15 protein-coding genes and 1 pseudogene are annotated in these 18,996 nt (G+C 66.3%); 8 read left to right on the forward strand and 8 right to left on the reverse strand.

The window, feature by feature from the left end; genetic code table 11:
- Positions 1–269: 269 nt before the first annotated feature.
- The 7 genes from EV671_RS25350 to EV671_RS25380 all read right to left on the reverse strand — a co-directional run bounded on the left by EV671_RS25350 (position 270) and on the right by EV671_RS25380 (position 6,944).
- Positions 270–1,757 (reverse strand): B12-binding domain-containing radical SAM protein, encoded by a 1,488-nt coding sequence (locus tag EV671_RS25350; RefSeq protein WP_132576698.1) that lies wholly within the window; start codon positions 1,755–1,757, stop codon positions 270–272.
- On the reverse strand, positions 1,754–2,905 hold the full coding sequence (locus tag EV671_RS25355; protein ID WP_132576699.1) for an amidohydrolase family protein: 1,152 nt from the start codon (positions 2,903–2,905) through the stop codon (positions 1,754–1,756). The genes EV671_RS25350 and EV671_RS25355 overlap by 4 nt, the downstream gene beginning before the upstream one ends.
- Positions 2,902–3,615: a class I SAM-dependent methyltransferase gene (locus tag EV671_RS25360; protein WP_165917728.1), complete on the reverse strand. Its 714-nt coding sequence runs from the start codon at positions 3,613–3,615 to the stop codon at positions 2,902–2,904. Before EV671_RS25360 ends, EV671_RS25355 begins: the two co-directional genes overlap by 4 nt.
- A gap of 26 nt (positions 3,616–3,641) precedes the next feature.
- Entirely contained in the window at positions 3,642–4,646 is a 1,005-nt protein-coding gene (locus tag EV671_RS25365; protein WP_132576701.1) for a radical SAM protein, read from the reverse strand.
- Entirely contained in the window at positions 4,633–5,718 is a 1,086-nt protein-coding gene (locus tag EV671_RS25370; RefSeq protein WP_132576702.1) for a hypothetical protein, read from the reverse strand. The genes EV671_RS25365 and EV671_RS25370 overlap by 14 nt, the downstream gene beginning before the upstream one ends.
- Positions 5,715–6,164 (reverse strand): hypothetical protein, encoded by a 450-nt coding sequence (locus EV671_RS25375; RefSeq protein WP_132576703.1) that lies wholly within the window; start codon positions 6,162–6,164, stop codon positions 5,715–5,717. Before EV671_RS25375 ends, EV671_RS25370 begins: the two co-directional genes overlap by 4 nt.
- A gap of 75 nt (positions 6,165–6,239) precedes the next feature.
- Positions 6,240–6,944: a TorF family putative porin gene (locus tag EV671_RS25380; RefSeq protein WP_165917729.1), complete on the reverse strand. Its 705-nt coding sequence runs from the start codon at positions 6,942–6,944 to the stop codon at positions 6,240–6,242.
- A 189-nt stretch (positions 6,945–7,133) separates the two neighbouring features.
- On the opposite strand from EV671_RS25380, the pseudogene EV671_RS25385 reads away from it, so the two are divergent.
- The 6 genes and pseudogenes from EV671_RS25385 to EV671_RS25410 all read left to right on the forward strand — a co-directional run.
- Positions 7,134–7,307 (forward strand): annotated as a pseudogene (locus EV671_RS25385) (phage integrase N-terminal SAM-like domain-containing protein); the annotation flags it as partial.
- Positions 7,308–7,535: 228 nt separating this feature from the next.
- The gene (locus EV671_RS25390) at positions 7,536–8,246 is read left to right on the forward strand and encodes a DUF4118 domain-containing protein (RefSeq protein WP_132576706.1); all 711 of its coding nucleotides are present in this window, start codon (positions 7,536–7,538) and stop codon (positions 8,244–8,246) included.
- Entirely contained in the window at positions 8,195–12,481 is a 4,287-nt protein-coding gene (locus tag EV671_RS25395; RefSeq protein ID WP_132576707.1) for a PAS domain-containing hybrid sensor histidine kinase/response regulator, read from the forward strand. Before EV671_RS25390 ends, EV671_RS25395 begins: the two co-directional genes overlap by 52 nt.
- On the forward strand, positions 12,478–14,727 hold the full coding sequence (locus EV671_RS25400) for a putative bifunctional diguanylate cyclase/phosphodiesterase (protein WP_132576708.1): 2,250 nt from the start codon (positions 12,478–12,480) through the stop codon (positions 14,725–14,727). Before EV671_RS25395 ends, EV671_RS25400 begins: the two co-directional genes overlap by 4 nt.
- Positions 14,728–15,002: 275 nt before the next feature.
- The gene (locus EV671_RS25405) at positions 15,003–15,233 is read left to right on the forward strand and encodes a hypothetical protein (RefSeq protein ID WP_132576709.1); all 231 of its coding nucleotides are present in this window, start codon (positions 15,003–15,005) and stop codon (positions 15,231–15,233) included.
- 484 nt (positions 15,234–15,717) lie between these two features.
- Positions 15,718–16,071 (forward strand): hypothetical protein, encoded by a 354-nt coding sequence (locus EV671_RS25410; protein WP_132576710.1) that lies wholly within the window; start codon positions 15,718–15,720, stop codon positions 16,069–16,071.
- Positions 16,072–16,687: 616 nt separating this feature from the next.
- Here the strand turns inward: EV671_RS25410 and EV671_RS25415 are convergent.
- Positions 16,688–17,584, reverse strand: a complete 897-nt coding sequence (locus EV671_RS25415) for a LysR family transcriptional regulator (RefSeq protein WP_132576711.1) — start codon at positions 17,582–17,584, stop codon at positions 16,688–16,690.
- 107 nt (positions 17,585–17,691) lie between these two features.
- On the opposite strand from EV671_RS25415, the gene EV671_RS25420 reads away from it, so the two are divergent.
- Positions 17,692–17,904, forward strand: coding sequence for a hypothetical protein (locus tag EV671_RS25420; protein ID WP_132576712.1), 213 nt, complete (start codon positions 17,692–17,694; stop codon positions 17,902–17,904).
- A 25-nt stretch (positions 17,905–17,929) separates the two neighbouring features.
- Positions 17,930–18,898 carry an NAD-dependent epimerase/dehydratase family protein gene (locus EV671_RS25425; RefSeq protein ID WP_132576713.1) on the forward strand — a complete coding sequence of 323 codons (969 nt, stop codon included), beginning with the start codon at positions 17,930–17,932 and terminating at the stop codon, positions 18,896–18,898.
- Positions 18,899–18,996: the final 98 nt, after the last annotated feature.

Raw genomic sequence — 18,996 nt, forward strand, 5'->3', positions numbered from 1 at the left:
ATCGAATACTGACCTGGGGAGCGCCGTAGTGCCTGGTCATGGCCAAAACCGCCGTCTCACCGCCGAATAAGAGCGTTTCCTGACCGCCGCCAACAGCTCGGCGCTTCTATCGGAACTTCGCTCGAACCGCGGCATTGAGCGAGATGTGGGACGGCCCGGCACGCTGCCATGCCGAGCTGAATCAGGAGTCATGCCTCTGCGCGTATTCGGCGCCGCGTGGCCCCCCATAGGGAGGTTGGTCTGCGCGACGCGAAACATGGCGCCTGCGTTCAAAGCCCATGGCGCTGCGGATCCCACAGCTTCACCGTGCGCTCCAGCCAGCGCAGCTCGTGTGGCTGGTCGTAACGGCCGAGTCGGTAGCGCCAGGCCGACGCCGCTCTCAAGGCCGCCTTCTGCCAGCGCGGCGCACGAATGTCGGTCAGCGTCGGAAAGCGGCAGCCCAGCACGGTACGGAAGTCGTGGATACGCTGGCGCAGTGCCGGGCTGAGCCAGGGGGCGTCCTTGTGGCACCAGTAGTCCACCCAGCTCTTTTGGGCCCAGCCGTCGGCACTGTCCGGAAAGACGAAGCCGCGAGGCAGGCTCGGATCACGCGGTGTCCAGCGCCCTTCACCCAGCCGCCTCGGTGGCAGCGGCGTGTGAACGTGCAGCATGATCTCGGCGCCCGGATGCAACCTCTTGACCTGGCGGATGAAGGCGAAGGTCTTCTCCGTCTCGCCCTCGGGGTCGTGGGGCGGCGCCAGCATGAAGGACAGCTCGGGCACGACGCCATGGCGGCGGCAGGCCTCGACGACCTCCAGCGTCTGATCGGAACGCGTGCCCTTGCGCATGTCGCGCAGCACCGTGTCGCTCGACGATTCCGCACCGATGTAGGCCATGCGCAGCTGGCTGCGACGCACCAGCGCCCAGGAAGACGGCGAAAGCCCGAGCAATGCATCGGCGCGCGCATAGCACCACCAGGGCAGGCCGAGCCTGGCCAGCACCTCCAGCAGGGGCTGCATGTCGACCTCGCGATCGAAGAAGTTGTGGTCGTAGAACTGCACCGAGTCGGCCCCGAAGCGCGACCGCAAGCCGCGTAGATCACGCTCCAGGCGCTGCGCTTCGGGCAGTGCCGTCTTGCCGCGGAACATGGCCGCCACGCCGCAGAAGGTGCAGCGGTAGCGGCAACCCAGCGCGGCCTGATAGCCGGTCGTGCGGCGCCCCAGATAGGTAGTCGATAAGTAGCGCTGGGGCTCATCGACCTCGTCGTAGCTCACGTCCAGGCTGAGCGGCGCGCTCGAGAAAGCACGGTCCGGGTTGTGAACCACCCCGCCGGCACCGCGCCAGGACAGTCCGCCGATCTGCGACAGTCCAGGGTCGCCTTGGCGCAAGGCTTCCAGCAGTTCCATGAAACCCTGCTCGCCCTGGCCACGCAGCGCGTAGTCCATGCAGTCGCTGTTCAATGCCGCATCCGGGCACAGCGTCGGGAAGTAGCCGCCCCAGATGATGGGCAGACCCGGCGCGGCCGCGCGTACCGCCCTTGAAACGGCCAGCGCCGCCGGCAGCTGCGGCCCGCCCATCACGCTGACGCCCACGGCCGCATAGCCACCTTCACGCACTGCGGCCGCGGCGGTCTGCGGCAGCTGCCGGTCGAGATTGCCGTCCAGGATGCGAGCTTCGTAGCGCCCTCTCAGCGCCGCGGCGAGATGCATGACGGCCAACGGGAAACGCGCGTTCGAAGTGATACGCGGGTTGATCAGCAGCACGCGCGGCAGGGTCATGCCATGGCCTCCTCGGAGTGGTCGACGAGATCCAGCCCAGGTTCCTGCAGCCGCGTCGCCCTGAGCGCAGCCACCAGATGACGCGCCAACGCCTTGGGTTGTCCATCCACAATCACGGGTGCCAGGCCGAGCGCCGCACCAAGTTGCGCGTCGGCATACAGCGGCCGGCCGGCGACGACGACCAGTCGCAGATCGGCCCGCGCCGCATCCGCCAGCGGCAGCTCGGGCGGCAGCGCGATCAGGTCGGCACGCAGGCCGACCTCGAGCCGCCCGCGGTCCCGCAGGCCGAGCAGCCGTGCGGCGTCTTCGGTCACCCAGGATTCGAGCCGTGGGGCGCCCCAGCCGGTCAGCTCGCGCGCCAGGGCCAGCTCGGCCAGAAGGTCCCGTTCGCCACTGATGCGCGAGTCGCTGCCCAGGGCCAAACGCCCGGCGGCGAACATGAGCTCGGGATCCAGAGTGCTGCCGAACATGTGCAGGTTGGAGCCGGGGCACCAGACCAGCCCCGCACCGGCGTCGATGAGGCGACGCTGCTGGGCGGCGGTGAGGCCCAGGCCATGAACGAGCAGCGTCCCCGGCGCGATGCAGCCCAGGGCTTCGAGGCGATCGAACTCCTGCGCCGCGGCGCCATCGATGCCTTCTGCCGCGTGGATGATCCAAGGCTTGTCGGGCCGCGCAGCACGACGCGATTCGCGCACTGCCACCTCGCCGTCCATGGCAAGTGAATGCGACCAGCCTCCCAGTTCGGGCACATCGACGGGAAAACCCGGAATGTCCAGCTCGGCCCCCCTAGGGTCATGGTGGGCCACCGTCGTCACGCCACTGAGCAGGTTCTTCAAGCCCCCCATGAAGGACCGCTGCGCGCGCGGCGCGGCACGATGCTCAAGCAAGCACGGGTCGCGCGAGATACGCGGCGTGACGTCGGCAATCCACTCAGACGCGTTGCGATAACTTGCCCGGAACTTCAAGCGCGGCAGCGCTGCATTGAGCTGGAGGTGGTCGTGGGCATTGACGAGCCCGGGCAGCAGGCGGGCGCCGGCCATGTCGAGGCTGGGACCCGCCACCGCTGTCGCCGCGATGTGGGCACCTTCGATGCTCAAGCGCAGCGGCTGGCCACCCGCGTCGACAGCATTGACAAGATTGAGCCTCATGGCTTGATCAGCCGCAGGGCCAGCACGACAGCCAGACCGTCCCAGCGGGCGTAGAAGGCCTCGCTCCCCGAGAACGGCTCATTCAGCTCTTTGCCGACATGCAGCTCCCGGCTGGCATCCAGCGCCAGACCGGCGCGCCAGGCGGCCGCGATGTGGGCCTCGAGATCATGCAGGGCATGCTGGAGTTCGTGGCGCTGGCCGGCCGCGTCGGTGAAGCTGCGGGTCATGCCGGCGCGCGCGGCGTCGGGATGGAAGTCGGAGTAGACCAGGGCACCGCCCGGTGCGAGCACGCGTGCAACCTCCGTCATCCAAACGTCCAGGTCGGCCGCGTGGCCGACGGCTAGCCCGCAGACGACGATGTCGAAACTCGCCGCTGCAAAAGGCAGCCGGGACATGTCGGCGCGCACACGGTGTGCGAGCGGCGCCCTTGCCAGCATGCCCGCCGACAGGTCGCAGCCGACGACGCAGCGCGCGCCGCGCTCTTGCAGCAGCAGGGCATAGCGGCCGCTACCGCAGGCGAGGTCCAGCGCACGGCAGCCGCGCACCTCGGGCAAGAGCCCAAGCAGCGCCGCCTGCTCGGCGCGCATCAACGGGTTGTGCGGCAGCGGCGGGTAGGAGTTGGCCCAGAGGTCGTAGGCCTCGATATTGGCGAACGCGCTCACCGCCGCATCCTTGGCATTGCGTGCTTGGCTGGCCGTCGCGGCGGTCACACGGTCTCCAGGCGGTTGGGCTGCGCTCATGCCACAAACCACTTCGAACAGACACAGTGCAGGCACTCGGGCCGCCGCCCCGCACGGATGTCCGAGCGCAGTCTTCGCTGGGCGGGCGAGTTCAGCGCGGCGGCGAGGCCGGACTCCCCGAGTCCACCCACGCCAGCGATGAAGAAGCAAGGCCGCACAGCGCCATTGGCTTCGACAACGGCCGAGAACTCGGGCGCGTTGCAATGGACCGGAGGCGGCTCACCCAGGCCGAGGAGCGCGCGGTAGTGGCTCAGGATGCGTCGCAGCTTGGCCGGCGTTTCCGCGATGAAGCCGCTCGCGAAGTCGTCGCCATGTTCATGCTCCAGCACCGCGAGCGACCGGGCCAGCATGGGCAGGTCGTCGGGGCGCAGCTGGACGCCATCGACCGGTGCACCGTGGCGGCCGAACGCCTCGACATGGCCGACATCCGCGGCAAGGAAGGAAATGCTCGCAACACCCAACTCGCGCGCAAGCCGAACGAGATCCGACAGCTCGCCTGCATTGCCGCGCTGTACGGTGACGCGTAGCCCTACCGTCAAACCCTCACGCAACGCGCCGCGGATACCGGCGCAGACGACTTCGAAGGCGTCTAGGCCGCGGATGGCGGCATAGCTCGCCGCCGTGCTGCCGTCCAGCGACACCGTCACCTGCTCGAAGTGACGTGCAACCTCGGCGGCGTGGCGGGCCAGCGCGAGGCCGGCCGTGAGCAGCCAAAGCCTGAGCCCGCGGGCACGCAGGTGGGTCGCGATGGCGGCCCAATGCGGATGCAGCAGCGGCTCCCCCCCCGAAATCAGGATGACTTCGGTACCCAGATCGACCAGGTCGGGCAACAGACGCTCGACAGTCTCGAGATCCATGTCGCGCCGACCATGCCGCCAATAGTCGCAGCTCACGCAGCGCGAATTGCAGCGCTCGGTCAGATAGAGCGTAGCCAGCGGCAGGCGGGCCAGCGGCTCGGCCAGTTCAGCGCCCGACCACCAGATGACGCTAGAAGAGTCCATGCAGCTCGACGAAGCTCTGCCGCCGGTTGTCTACCGCGTTCTGCGGAATGCCACCGTAGCGCCGATAGCCCGCGCGCAGTTGCGCGAAGGCAAAGGGCGTGTACTCGTAGACCAAGCTGTAGCGCACCTTGTTGTCGTTGGGCACGCGCCGGTCGGGGTCGAGGTATTCGCTGGTCAGCTTCAGGTTGTGGCCCTGTCGCACCAGCCAGTTGGCCTCCAACAGCGTCGCGAGCTGGCGCCGCTTCCCCTCGGGATAGCCGGCATCGCTGACAAAGTCGATCTCGCCCAGCCAGGCTACAGGCCCCGTCGTCGTACCGGCAAACAAACCGTAGGCCTGGCGGTTGCCGGCTGTCGACGTGACCTGGGCGGTAGCCGCGCCCAGACGCCCCCAAGGCTGCATCCAGATCGCCTGGGCCGTGGTCTGGTGGCCAGTCGTGTCGCCCTTGTTGCCTGGGCCGTTGCTGCGAACGAACTGGATGGACCATTCGTCACTCTCTTGCCCGATCTCCAGGCCCTTGTCGGGCACGGTCATGTTGACGCCGCTGAGCTGGCGTACGAAGGCGAAGTTGTCTTGCAGCCGCCAGCCAAAGGGCAGGTAGAACTGGCCGGCCTTGGCATACCAGCCTAGAGCCGGTGTCTGCAGTCGCACATAGGCCTCCTGACGTTCGGCCTTGCCAGGCGCCACCTGCTCGTCGACGTAGGCGCCGAGGTAGCCCTTGATGAGCTGCACATCGCCGTAGAGCCGCGTCTGTTCGGTTCCGCCGACAGTGGTGGCGGGCCGGCCCGCGACCGAGGTGCGCGTCGAGGCGCTGCGCGCGTCGCCGCCAAGTCTCAGACGGTCGTCGAGCAGCGAACCGTTCCAGCCCTCTAGCATCCCGGGCAGCGCGTTGGCCGGGATCACGTTCTGCGCGAACGCGTTGCCCACGGCATTGCGCAGACCGCCACCGGTCGGGTTCACATGGCAGGCGACGCACTTGAGCCCCGAGCGGATGGCGAGATAGGGCTCGGCACGGGCCGCCGCGCAGAGTAGACAGGCCAGAGCCAGGCCCAGCACCAGTCGAGCCGCCCTCATTTCTGCGCTCCGTTGTCAATCCATTGGCGAATCAGACCGATGGTGTTGGCATCAAGATAGGGGCCGCCGAAGGGCATGCGCGCGCCTACCGCTGCATGCCCTTCAAGCTTCTGAATGATGTAGCTGTTGGCCGCATCGCCTGGCGCCACTCGCTTGACGGACGGCGCTTCGGCGCTCGCGACGTTCACCAGCATCGCGAAGCTGTTGTTCGCATCCAGTCTCAAGCCCTGAGGTGCCGCGCCGCCTGCATGGCAGGCTGTGCAGATCGGCGTGAACACATGGGACTGGATCGAGCCGAAGCTTGCTGTCATCGGCCCGCTCGGGTCGGCGCCCTCGCCCAGAGGGCGACCGTTTGCGTCCAGCCCGACGCCGCTGCCGCCGCCGCAGCCGCCAATCGCCGCCACCAAGGCAACCAAAGCGCCCCAAATCCCTATCGAAACCCGCATTGCCGACCTTTCGTCACACTCAATTGACAGTGAGTGCCGCCCCACGACTGACAGGTTCAAAGGCGAGTCGAGGTTTCAAAAGCCGGCATTGAAGCCGAGCACGAGCGCTTGCCGCCGCGTCGCATCCGTCCAGGTGTAAGGCCCGCCGCGGCTGGCCGTGACCCAGCCGAGCTGGAGTTCGCAGCCACGCCCCAGCTGCCAGGACAGGCCCGCGCGCAGGTCGATGCGCGTCGGGCCATGCGGCTCGACATAGGCCGGCAGCGCCGCGCCGCGCCCGCGCAGCACGCCGGCATGGCCAAATGCCGCCACCTCCGGGCCCAACGGCCAGCGCAGGTTGAACTCGCCATAGACGCTGCGCTGGCCGCTGCCGTAGTAGTTGGGCGAGTGGTGCAGGCGCAGGCTCCAGCGCTCGCCGAGCAGGCCGGCATAGACCTCGGCGAAGTCGTATTGCGACAGGCTCTCGAAGCGGTTCCACAGCAGCCCGACTTCGCCGTCCAGGCCTGGCCGAAGCGCGACGACGCGACCGCCGTAGACGCGCAGCCAGGCCCCCTGGTGCTCGGCATCGAAGCGGGCGTGCGTCAGCAGCGCACCGGCATAGCCGCCGGCGTCGCCGTCCCAGGTGAGGCCGAGTTGCGCGCTCGGGCGGTTGCCGCTGTAGGACAGGCCCCGGTCGCGCGAGTCGGTTTGCAGCGACAGCGTCGCACCCACGTCCGCCCGCACGGCGCCGGCAAGCAGCGCTGCGGTCAGGCTCGTCAGGCAGGCCAGGCGCGTGGAAGGCATTAGTCGACAGTTTTCCGCAGCCGTCGCAGGCCGGGCCATGTGCACCGGAGCAACGGGTCAGCGTTTGGCGGAGGGCTACGCGGTCTCCAGGCCTCGTGACCAAGACCACCCGATGCAACTGACCGTCCGGATGCTATCGCTGACACGAACGTGTTGAAACCCGCCTCGCTCTTCAACAGGAGCAGGACCATGAAGCCATCGTCCGAAGCCGTCTCGCCGCTGCGCCAACGCATGATCGACGACATGCGCATGCGCAAGCTCGAACCCAAGACTCGCGACGCATATCTGCGCGCGGTCACGAAGCTGGCGGCCTTCCTCAAGCGTTCGCCCTACAACGCCAGAGTCGAGGACCTGCGCCGCTTTTAGTTGTACCTGGTGGATCAGGGCACGTCGCCCATCACGATCAATGCCAGGCGCCACGCATGCCTCGTTAGCGCCTACCGCCATTCCGCTTCGGCAAAGACCCCGAGCGCGCTCTGGGCGGGCGCCCATGCTCAGCCGGCCGCCGGTCCCGGACTTGATCTAAATCATCCCTAACGGCAACTCCATTGCATATCGTCGAGGATCTGCCGGCGCCGATTAGGGAGGACCATGAAATCGTCTGCGCGGCCTGCGCCCGCGGTCGGTGAGCTGCCCGCCTGGCGCAGGCGGCTGTCGCTTGCCACGCCGTTGCTGCTGCCACTGGGTGCCTGCGCCTTGCAGTGGTTGCTCTGGGCCGTCCTGCGCCCCTACGTCTGGTTCCTCTTCTACCCGGCCACCTTCGTGGCTGCGCTACTCGGCGGCCTGGGTGGGGGGATCGTCGCAACCTTGCTGTCCTCCCTCCTGGTCTGGACCGTGTTCATCCACGGACACGCCGGTTTGCAGCCGCGCGATCTCACCGATCTTTTTTCGGTGACGGTCTTCCTGGGAACAGGCTTGGCATTCAGCTTGTTCAGTCGCCGCATGCAGCAACTGGTGAGCTGGCGCGCGGCCGCCGAAGCGATGCGCCTGGGAGATCTGCGCTTTCGCGCTCTGTTCGACAACGCGCTCGAGGGGGTCCTGATCGGTACACCTGAGGGTGAGATCCTGGCCGCCAATCACGTCGCGCAGCGCATGTTCGGGCGCGGCGAGGCCACGCTGCGCCGTGTCGGTCAGGCTGGGGTGATCGATACGAGCGACCCGCGCTTCGCGGCGGCGCTGGAGGAGCGTGATCGCGTCGGCAGCTTCCGCGCCGAGTTACGGGCCGGCGCGCCGACGGAAGCATCTTCCCCATGGAGGTTTCCGCCGTCGTGTTCCAGGACGAGAGGGGCCGCGATCTGGTGAGCTATGTCCAGCGGGACCTTAGCGCCATGCGTCAGGCCGAGGTCCAAGCGCAACGCCAACAAACACTGCTTCGGGCCGTGATCGACAACTCCCCCGCGGTCATCTTCATCAAGGACGTCGAAGGCCGCTACCAGATGATCAACCGGCGCTTTGCCGAACTCTTTCATCTGGACGCCAGCCAGGTGCCCGGCAAGACCGATTTCGATCTCTTCCCAGCTGACTTCGCAGAGCGGTCTACCGCTGCCGACCGCAGCGTCGTCGAGAGCGGACAGGCGACGGAGTTTGAGGAAAACGTCCCAACTGACGGCACCCTTCACACCTACCTGTCGGTCAAATTCCCGTTGAACGATGCCAACGGAAACATCGAGGCCATCGGTGGCATTGCCACCGACATCACGGAACGTCAGCGGACCGCCCAAGCCCTGCGAGACAGCGAGGCCTTGTACCGCTCGCTGTTCGAACACATGCTCAACGGGTACGCGCATTGCCGCATGGAGTACGACGCCGCAGGCCGCCCCATCGACTTCATCTACCTGGCCGTGAACCCGGCCTTCGAGACGCTCTGCGGCCTATACGGAGCCGTTGGCAAACGCGTCAGCGAACTCATTCCAGGCCTTCTCGAGGCCAGCCCCGACTTGTTCGAGATCTACGGACGCGTCGCGCGTGGCGGTGCCTTCGAGCGCTTCGAGAGCTTCGTGGAACCCCTGCAGAACTGGTTCTCGGTGTCGGTGTTCAGCACGCGGACCGACGAATTCACTGCCATCTTCGATGTCGTAACGCCGCAGAAGGAAGCCGAAGCCAAGCTGCGCATCAGCGAGGAACGTCTGAACCTGTTCATCCGGCATGCACCAGCGGCCCTGGCCATGTTCGACGCCGACATGCGTTATCTGTCGGCCAGCGAGCGCTGGATCGAAACCTATGGCCTGCAAGGCCAAGCCTTGATTGGCCGCTCGCATTACGAAGTCTTCCCCGAAATCGGGCCGGCGTGGCGCGCCGCGCACCAGCGCGGCCTGCTGGGTGAGGTCGTACGCGCCGAGGAGGATCGTTTCGAACTCAGGGACGGCAGCATCCAGTGGCTGAAATGGGAGGTGCGGCCCTGGCGCGACCGGGAGGGCGATGTTCGCGGCGTCATCCTCGCCATCGAGGACATCAGCGCACGCAAGAACGCAGAAGAAGAGCGCCACCGACTGGCCGAGGCGCTCGAGCAGTCGGCTCAGCCGACCGTGCTGGTTGACGCATCCATGCACTTTGTCTTCGTCAACGCGGCCTTCACGAGATTGTTCGGCTGGTCGAAGGGCGAGTTGATCGGCAAGGACTCGCTGATGCTGATCCCCCCCGACGACACCAAAGGCTTGCAACAGCAGCGCAAGCAGGTCAGCGATGCGGCAACGCGCGCCCGCCACTGGTCGGACGAAGCCGTTCGGCAGGCCAAATCGGGCGAACAGATTCCGGTGTATCTGTCCTGCGCAACGCTGTACGACCTGGAAGGCCGCCACATCGGTTTCATCACCAGCTTTTCCGATCTGCGCCCCATCCGCGAAAAGACACGTGCGCTGGCGGAGAGCGAGAACCGCCTGCGGCAAGTCTCCATGGCGGTCGAGCAGAGCCCGCTCAGCATCATCATCACCGACAGGGAAGAACGCATCGAATACGTGAATGCGGCCTTCACCAGCCACACCGGATATTCCCTGGACGAAGTGCAGGGTTTACGCCCCAGCCTGCTGCAGTCGGGCCGCACACCGCCCGCAACCTATTCGCAAATGCAGGCCGTGCTGGCTCAGGGGCTGCCGTGGACGGGCGAGATGATCAACCGGCGCAAAGACGGCAGCGACTACATCGAGCTCGCCACCGTGGCACCGATCCGGCAGGCTGACGGCAGCGTCACGCATTACGTGGCGGTGCAGGAGGATGTGAGCGAGAAGCGCCGTGCAGCGGCTGAACTGGAGCAGTACCGGCACCACCTCGAGGAACTTGTCGAGCAGCGCACAGCTGACCTGCGCACGGCCCACAAGCAGTTGCAGGCCACGCAGTTCGCGATGGACTGCGTGGGCATCGGCATCCAGTGGGTCGATGTGCGGACCGGAAAATTCGTCTATTCCAACCGCCACGGCGCGGGCTTCCTCGGCTACTCGGTCGAGGAGTTGCTGGGCCTCAGGGTCGCCGACATCGCGCCGGAATTCAGCGATGTCGATCGCATGCGCGAGACCATCTCGGCGTTGAAGACGCAGGGCCAGCTGCGTTTCGAGGCGCTGGGGCGGGCCAAAGACGGCCAGAGCATCCCCGTCGAAATGACGCTCTACCTCTTACCCGACGGCGAAGCCGAGGCCGGCCGCATCATCGCCTTCGTCACCGACATCCGCGAGCGCAAGGCTGCCGAAGCTGCCCTCGTGCATGCCAAGGATGCGGCCGAGACAGCCAGTCGCGCCAAAAGCAGCTTCCTGGCCAATATGAGCCACGAGATCCGCACGCCGATGAACGCAATTCTCGGCCTCACCCATCTCCTGCGCCGCGCCCCGGCGTCGGCCCAACAGGCCGATCGCCTGGACAAGGTGCTTGATGCGAGCAGTCACCTGCTGGCCATCATCAACGACATCCTCGATCTGTCGAAGATCGAGGCGGGCCGGCTCACGCTCGAAGACACCGACTTCGCGCTCCACGCCGTTTTCGACCGCGTGCACCACCTGGTCGCAGAGCATGCCCGCTCCAAGGGCCTGCGCATCGAGCTCGATCGCGGCAACGTGCCCGAATACTTGCGCGGGGACCCCACGCGGCTGCGGCAGGCCCTGGTCAATCTGGTCGGCAATGCGGTGAAGTTCACCCAGCACGGCAAGGTGGTGCTGCGCGCGGCTTTGCTCGACGAGGATGAGCAAGGCCTGGACGTGCGCTTCGAAGTGCAGGACACCGGCATCGGCATCGCGCCAGAACAGCAGCCCCTGCTGTTCCAACCGTTCCAGCAGGCCGATGCCTCCACCACACGGCGCTTCGGCGGCACAGGCCTGGGTCTGGCCATCACGCAGCGACTCGCAACCCTGATGGGAGGCGTAGTCGGTGTCGAAAGCCGCTTGGGCGAAGGCAGCACCTTCTGGTTCACCGCACGCCTTGGACGCGGTCATGCCGAGCTGATCAGCCCCGTGGCCCCAACGCACACGGCCGAGGCCACGTTACGCCATCACGCTCCCGGCGCGCGAGTGCTGGTGGCCGAGGACGACCCCCTCAACCAAGAAGTCGTCAACGGGATGCTGTGCAATGCCGGCATCAGACCAGATCTGGCAGCAGACGGCTGCTCCGCCCTGAGCATGGCTGCTCGGCAGTCCTACGATTTGATCCTGCTCGACATTCAGATGCCCGAGATGGACGGCTTGACCGCCTGCCACCACATCCGCGCGCTGCCGGGCTATGCCGACGCCCCGATACTGGCCATGACGGCCAATGCCTTCCAGGAGGACCGCGAGCGCTGCCTGGATGCTGGCATGGACGATTTCATTGCCAAGCCCATCGATCCCGAATTGCTCTACGCGGCCCTGCTGCGCTGGCTCCCGTCACATCTGGAACCAACGGTAGAGACCAAGCCTGCGGTCGGCTCTCGGGAGGCGCTCCAGGAGCCGGCCTGGACCGAGACTCTCTCCCGATTGCCCGGGATGAACCTCGCCCAGGGCCTGCGCGCCACGACCTCACCCACCCGGCTTGCGCAGTTGCTGCGCCAGATGGTCATGGAACGCACCACCACCATCACGGCTCTGGAGGAAAGCCTGGCTGCGGGCAAGCGCGAGGCCGTGCGCATCCTGGCCCACACGCTCAAGGGATCGACCGGCACGCTGGGCTTGTATCGGCTGCAAGAAGCCGCGGCGGCACTGGAGGCAGCGCTGCGCGAGGACCGAACCCCTCAAGGCATTGCCGCACCGGTCGACACCAACGAAGCCGGTCTCGCAGCGAACCTCGTCGGGGTCTGGTCCGAGCTCGCGCAGGCGATCTCGGCTTGGCCGGTGACGCGACAGCCCTCCGACCGCGCGGTGCGCCCTGCCGATCTGCTGGCCGAATTCGAGGCCCTGCTTGCCGCTGACGACCCGCGCGCAGAACGTCTGTTCCAGGCCGAACGTGTGCGGCTGGCCGCGGTCCTGAGTCCAGCGTTGCTCGAACGCATTGGCAATGCGGTCGCGACCTTCAACATGCCGGTGGCGCTGGCCGCATTGCGTGACCTGCGCGGCGCACAGACAGACTGGGGAGAATTCGCGTGAGTCCTGATGCAACGCTGGCGCGGCCAATCGTCCTCGTGGTGGACGACAGTCCAGAAATTCTGCGCGTACTCGGCGAGCTGCTTTCGTCGCGCTACCAGGTTCAAGTGGCCAACGGCGGTCAGCGCGCACTCGACATGCTCGAGCGAGGTGACCGGCCCGATCTCATCCTGCTCGACGTGTTGATGCCCGAGATCGACGGCTATGCGGTGCTGCTGCAGATGCAGAACCGACGCGAGTGGCACGACATCCCCGTCATATTCCTGACCGCCATGGGCGGCACCGAGGATGAAGAGCGTGGCCTGGATCTGGGGGCCGTCGACTACATCGCCAAACCGGTGCGACCTGCCATCGTGCTGGCGCGCGTGCAAGCCCAGATCGACCTCAAGCGCGCGCGTGACCTGCTGCGCAACCAGAATGCGGTGCTCGAGGAGGAAATCACACGCCGCGCTGCCGAGAATGAGCTGATCCTGACAGCAGCAGGCGAAGGCATCTTTGGCATCGATATGGCCGGGCGAGTGAGCTTCATCAACCCGGCCGCGGCGCAGCTGCTTGGCTACGAACGGTCGGCTCTGCTGGGGCGCGCCGCCAACTTCACCGCTCGACACGACCGCCAGGCCGGCGGCAACTTCCCGCCGGCCGAATGCCCGATCCACGCGGCCATGACGAGCGGCGTGCCCTACAGGACTGCGCGCGATACTTTCTGGCGCAGGGATGGGAAGCCGCTACCCGTCGAGTACACGGCCATGCCAGTGCGGCGCGGCGAGCTGCGCGTCGGCGTGGTGGTGTGCTTTGCCGACATCAGCGATCGCCTGCGCTACCAGGAGCAGCTCGAGCGACGCTCCAACTACGACGATCTGACCGGTCTGCCCAACCGCAACCTGCTCAACGACCGCATCGCGCAGGCCACCGCCCGATGCCGGAGAGACGGCTGCGAGGTCGCGTTGCTGCTGGTCTCTTTGAACCGGTTCAAGGACATCAACGACAGCCTGGGACGCAACTGCGGCGACGAATTGCTCCGGCAGGTGGCCCAGCGGCTCGCGTCGAACTTGCGAACTGGCGACACGTTGGCGCGACTGGACGGCGACGAGTTCGCGCTGTTGGGCTGCTACGAAGGTCGGGACGGGCTGCGCCTCCCGCAGCAGGTGATCGACGGCTTCGCCTGCGCCTACGAGCACGCCGGACACGAAGTCTTCCTCTCGGTCAGCGTCGGCGTTGCCGTGTTTCCGCGCGACGGCTGCGACCCTGACGAACTGCTGCGCAACGCGTCGGCCGCAGCCTATCGTGCCAAGACAGCCGGTGGAGGCACCTTCTGCTTCTACTCGACCGACATGAACGCACGCTCGATCGAACGCCTGGAAATGGCCGCTGCCTTGCGCCATGCCGTCGAGCGGGGCGAGTTGCTGTTGCACTACCAGCCCCAGCTCAGTCTGCGTACCGGGAAACTGATCGGTGCAGAAGCGCTGGTGCGTTGGCTTCGCCCAGGCCACGGCCTCGTTCCGCCGTCCGAATTCATCCCCCTGGCCGAGGAACTCGGCATCATCGCCGGGATAGGCGAGTGGGTCCTTCGCGAGGCCTGCCGCCAGAACCAGGCCTGGCGCGCCCAGGGCCTGCCAGCGCTGACGGTGGCGGTGAACCTGTCAGTCCGGCAGTTCGAAACACAGGATGTGGTCTCGATGGCGGGCCAAGCGCTGCGCGATTCAGGGTTGCCGCCCGAGGCGCTGGAACTCGAGCTCACTGAGAGCGCTGTGATGGCCGACGCCGAGGCCTTCGTGCATTCGACCGAACGACTCAAGAGCCTGGGGGTCACCGTGTCGCTCGACGACTTCGGCACCGGATTTTCCTCGCTCTGTCATTTGCAGCGCCTTGCGCTGGATCGCCTCAAGATCGACCAATCCTTTGTGGCCAAAGCTGCCTCGCACCCCGACAGTGCCGTCATCGCGCAGACCATCATCTCGCTCGGCCACAGCTTGAAGTTGGCTGTCATTGCCGAAGGGGTGGAGAACGCCGAGCAACTCGAGTTGCTGCGTGATTGGGGCTGCGACGAGATACAGGGCTACTTCTTGAGCCGGCCCGTTCCGGCAAAGGATTTGGCGTTGATGCTTGCAAAGCAAGGGCCGGTCCTCATCGGCTTGACTGAAGTAGCCTCGATACCTGACGTGTTGGATGAACTGACGGCCCGATCTGCAACGGATGGGATCCAGTCTTGTGCCTCGTGGAGCAGCGCTGCGTCACCAAGCTGTGTGTAGTGCGCTGCGGCCATTTGCGGCGCAACGGGGCCCGACACCTCGACGACGACTTCTTGACAGGGCGGCCGTTCAGGCGAGCCTGGACCCGAGACCCTGACGTTCCGGTGCGCGCCGCTTCGACAGCTTCTTGAGCTCGTCGAGGATCAGCCTGATCGGCGTTCCGAGGAGTTGCCGATCTTCATCTCTCTTCCGCGACGCTGCCATCTGCTCGCACAACGTGGCTCTGGCTCGGTTGAAGTAGGCCGACGCTGCTACTGCTGGATGAGCCCACGTCGATGCTGGACAGCCGGTCGGAAGCGGGCGTCTTGCTCGCATTGCGGCATGCCTCCGAGGGCTCAACAACGCTGATCGTCGCCCATCGTCTGTCGACCGTGATGCACGCCGACGAGATCATCGTGCTCGATCGAGGACGGATCCGTGAGCGAGGCACGCACCTGGACCTCCTGGCCCGGGATGGCCTGTACGCACAGCTCTGGCAGCGTCAGGCGGAAGGCGCTGCCGTGTAGAGCAGGAATCGCAGAAGCCATGCGCGCCACTGTTGTGAACACCGATGTGCGGCGATGCACGGCGAAACTGGGACACGATCCCGGCCGGCTTGCTGTCAGCACCGAACAGGGGGCCATACAGGTGAGTCGAACACGCTGCGCACCAACGGTGAGGCCGCAGTTGGACGTGCGTCATAGGCCTTGCGCTCCTCTCAGGATTTTGTATGCTGCGCTGCAACATTTGAGTTGCCTGCTTCGCTTGTCTCCTCCACCGCCTCCGGTGGATTCACCCCTGTCGGCGCAGGCCGGCGGGGGTCTTTTCTTCCAGTGGACGTTCGGGACCGATGGTTACGCCTGATCAGTGCGGCCCTGATAGACCTGCGCCCAAGCGACCCTCGAAATGGGGCGGTACCGGGGTTTACGCGAGCGCCCTGGACGGGATGCAGGGATAGACCTCGCTCCCGATGACGCCTAGATTGTTGTACAGACGCGCACGACTCGCCCCATGAACGACAACGCGACGGAAAGCCCATCAGATGGCGCCGCACCCGCCTTGCTGTTGCAGGAGTTGGAGCGGCTCGCGCCCGCACTGGAGGGGTTTCCGGTAAGCCCATTGTTGGACGTGTTCATGTCGGCCGAGCAGCATGATCGTGCTTCGGCCTACCAGCTCATCGACAGCTGCCTGGTGAGCTGGATCGCGGCGCTTGAAGGCACCTTGGACAGCTATCCGCATACGGCGGATGACTCGTTCCTGCGAGTGCAAGCACGTCAACGTGGCGCCCGCGACGCCCTGGTCAGGGTCCAGACCGTTTTGGCAGGCAACGACGTTGTCCCTGCAAACCGTGGGCAACCCTGTTGATAAGCCGCCTGGACCTCGCCTAAGTCGTTGTCGGCAACTGGCGAACCTGAGGCTGCCTCGAAACTGGGCAGCTTGCTGCTGATCCTTAACCGCCGTGAGGCCGCCTCGCCCGCCCTGGAATGCCTTCGCCGAGGCTGCAAATCAACCCTGAGGGGCCGGGCGCTGCGCGCCCTGCAGGCTGTGGCCATGTGGACATGCACCTTTGGTGCACCAGTCTCAGCCGTGGACAACGGCGTGCAGTTGCCCACCGCTTTGGCCTTCGCCAACGTGCCCACAGCCTCTACCACCTGAAGGAAAAGTCTCAAGCCATGAGTCGTCTCAATCCGCTGGTGATCATGAACGCCGGACCAAGTGCTCACCTTGTCGGAACGGGTGCTCAACAGCTCCGGAATGCGCAACGGGCTCGCAGCCTACGGATGCCGACGGTTTTGATCATGTGCGCCAGTACGCGTGGACCATCTCGAGTACCCGCGTTGGTTCAGGTTGACCAAGCCAAAGGATCGCTTGAAACCGAAGTCGGACGCTCGGCAATGCGGCCCCCTCCTCGAGTGCTCCCGACCCATCGCCACCATGCGCCCGGGCGAGTTGCTCGCCGTCATTGTCTGGGAGCATCACCCTACACGCCGTTCACATAGGCCGCCAACCCTACCGCAAGTGCCGCGAACGTGACCGAGCAGCGCGCGCTGCCGCGCAGGTCTTCGTGCATGGCGATCCACGTTTCCATCGTCAGCGAGAACTGGCTGCGCAGGACGCGAACCAGCCGCCTGTCCCTGGCGGCCAGGGCCGACTGGCAAATGCCGATGCCGATGCCCGCGCGGATCGCCCCCAGCTGCGCAAGGTCGCTGTCCGCCCTGAACGCGAAGCGGTCCCGCGAGAACGCCGGCACCTTCTCCTGAAGCCGGCGAATGTAGGCGTTCTCGTGGTCGAAACCGATGACGGCGTGGCGGGCCAAGGCGGCCATCGACCGGGGCACGCCGCGGGCCGCCAGGTAGCGCTCGTGGGCGTGCAGGCCGAGCTCGATCCCGCCGACGCGCTTGACCACCAGCGCCTCCTGCACCGGCTGAAACATGCGCACCGCGATGTCGGCCTCGCGGTGCAGCAGGTCGTCGGCGCGGTTGGACAGCATCAGCTCGATGACCAGCTCCGGGTGCTCCGCTTGCAGCGCCGCGAGGATGGGCGGCAGGACTTCGACGCCGATGACCTCGCTGGCCGTCAGCCGCACCGTGCCGCGAACGCCTGAGCCGTGGCTGCTGGCCGCCCGGCGCAGGGCCGCTGCCGTGGCGGCGATGCTGGCGGCATAGGGCTGCAGCTCCTGCGCAGCGTCCGTGGGCGCGAAGCCGTCGAAAGAGCGGGTGAAGAGCTTGAGCCCCAGGGCGGACTCCAGGCTGTCGATGTGCCGACCCACGGTCGGCTGCGTCAGGCCCAGCGCCCGGCCGGCGGCGGACAGCGAGCCTGTCTCCAGCACCTGAAGAAAGCTTCGATACCACTCCCAGTTCGGTTCGCTGTCGGCCACGGTATGCAAATTCCTATAGCTTCTAGCCAATTCTAGGCAATTTTCATTTTGGCATCCGATCTGCAAACTGCGGTCACACGCAGCAGAGCTACGCCACGGAGACCACGATGAATTCAGCCGCCATTGCCCAATCCTCGCCCACCGACTGCCAGTTGGCGGTGCAGGCCAGGTTCCTCGGCGCGGCTGCCTTTGCCATCGCCATGTCGGCGTTTGAAGCGTGGTTGCGGGTACCGATCCAGCCCGTGCTGGACGGCTATCTGCAGGAAATCCTTGGGCGCACGACCTCGCTGGTCGCCGCTCTGCGCAAGTTGTCCCTCTGAACCTCCCACCGCAAGGAGAACCATCATGTCCAAAGTCGCACTGTTCGGCGCCGCTGGCGTCATCGGTCCAAGCATCGCCGCCGCGCTCGGCCGCAATGGCCGCCCGTACCGCGTCGTCGGGCGCAACGAAGGCAGTCTGCGCAAGGCCTTCGGCGCCGATCCGCTGGCAGAAATTGTCACCTGGAACCCGGACTCGCCGGCCTCGGTGCGTGCCGCCGCCGAGGACGTGGACACGCTGGTCTACATGGTGGGCGTGAACTACTGGCAGTTCGAGCTGCACCCGGACCTGATGCGCAAGACGCTGGAGGGCGCGCTGGCCGCAGGGGTCAAGCACATCATCCTGATTGGCACCGTCTACCCCTACGGCCGCGCCCAATCCAATCCGGTGAGCGAAGACCATCCGCGCGAGCCGCATACCTTCAAGGGCCGCATGCGCAAGGCTCAGGAGGACCTGCTGATGCAGGCCCAAGCCGACGGCCGCATCCGCGCCACCGTACTGCGCCTGCCGGACTTCTACGGCCCCGGCGTCGAGGCCAGCCTGCTGCACCGCGCCGCGCTGGCGGCGGTGAACGGCGGCACGGCCGACATGGTCGGCCCGCTCGACCGTCCGCACGAATTCGTCTTCGTGCCGGACGTGGGGCCGGTGGTCGCGCGGCTCGTCGAAACCCCCGCTGCCTTCGGCAGGATTTGGCACATCGCGGGCGCGGGCGTCACAACCCAGCGCGAACTGGTTTCGGAGATGGAACGGCAGACCGGCGCGAAGCTCAAGCTGCGCGTCGCGGGCAAGACGATGCTGCGCCTGATTGGCCTGTTCAACCCCTTCATGCGCGAGATGGTAGAGATGAACTACCTGATGACCGAGCCGCTGCTCATGGACGACTCGGCGCTGCAGCGCCTGATCGGGCCGATTCGCAAGACACCGTATGCGGAAGGGGTGCGCCAGATGCTCGCGGCCGTGGCAAAGACCCGCACGCTTTCTGCTGCGACGGCGTGAGGGAGGCCGTGCTGTTCGACGCCCTACTGGCCGACACCCTGCTCGAGGACATCGCGGGACAGCGTGCGCGCCGCGGCGTGCCGCCAACACCGCCGGCC

The sequence above is a fragment of the Roseateles saccharophilus genome (assembly GCF_004342485.1).
Lineage (GTDB): Bacteria > Pseudomonadota > Gammaproteobacteria > Burkholderiales > Burkholderiaceae_C > Pelomonas > Pelomonas saccharophila.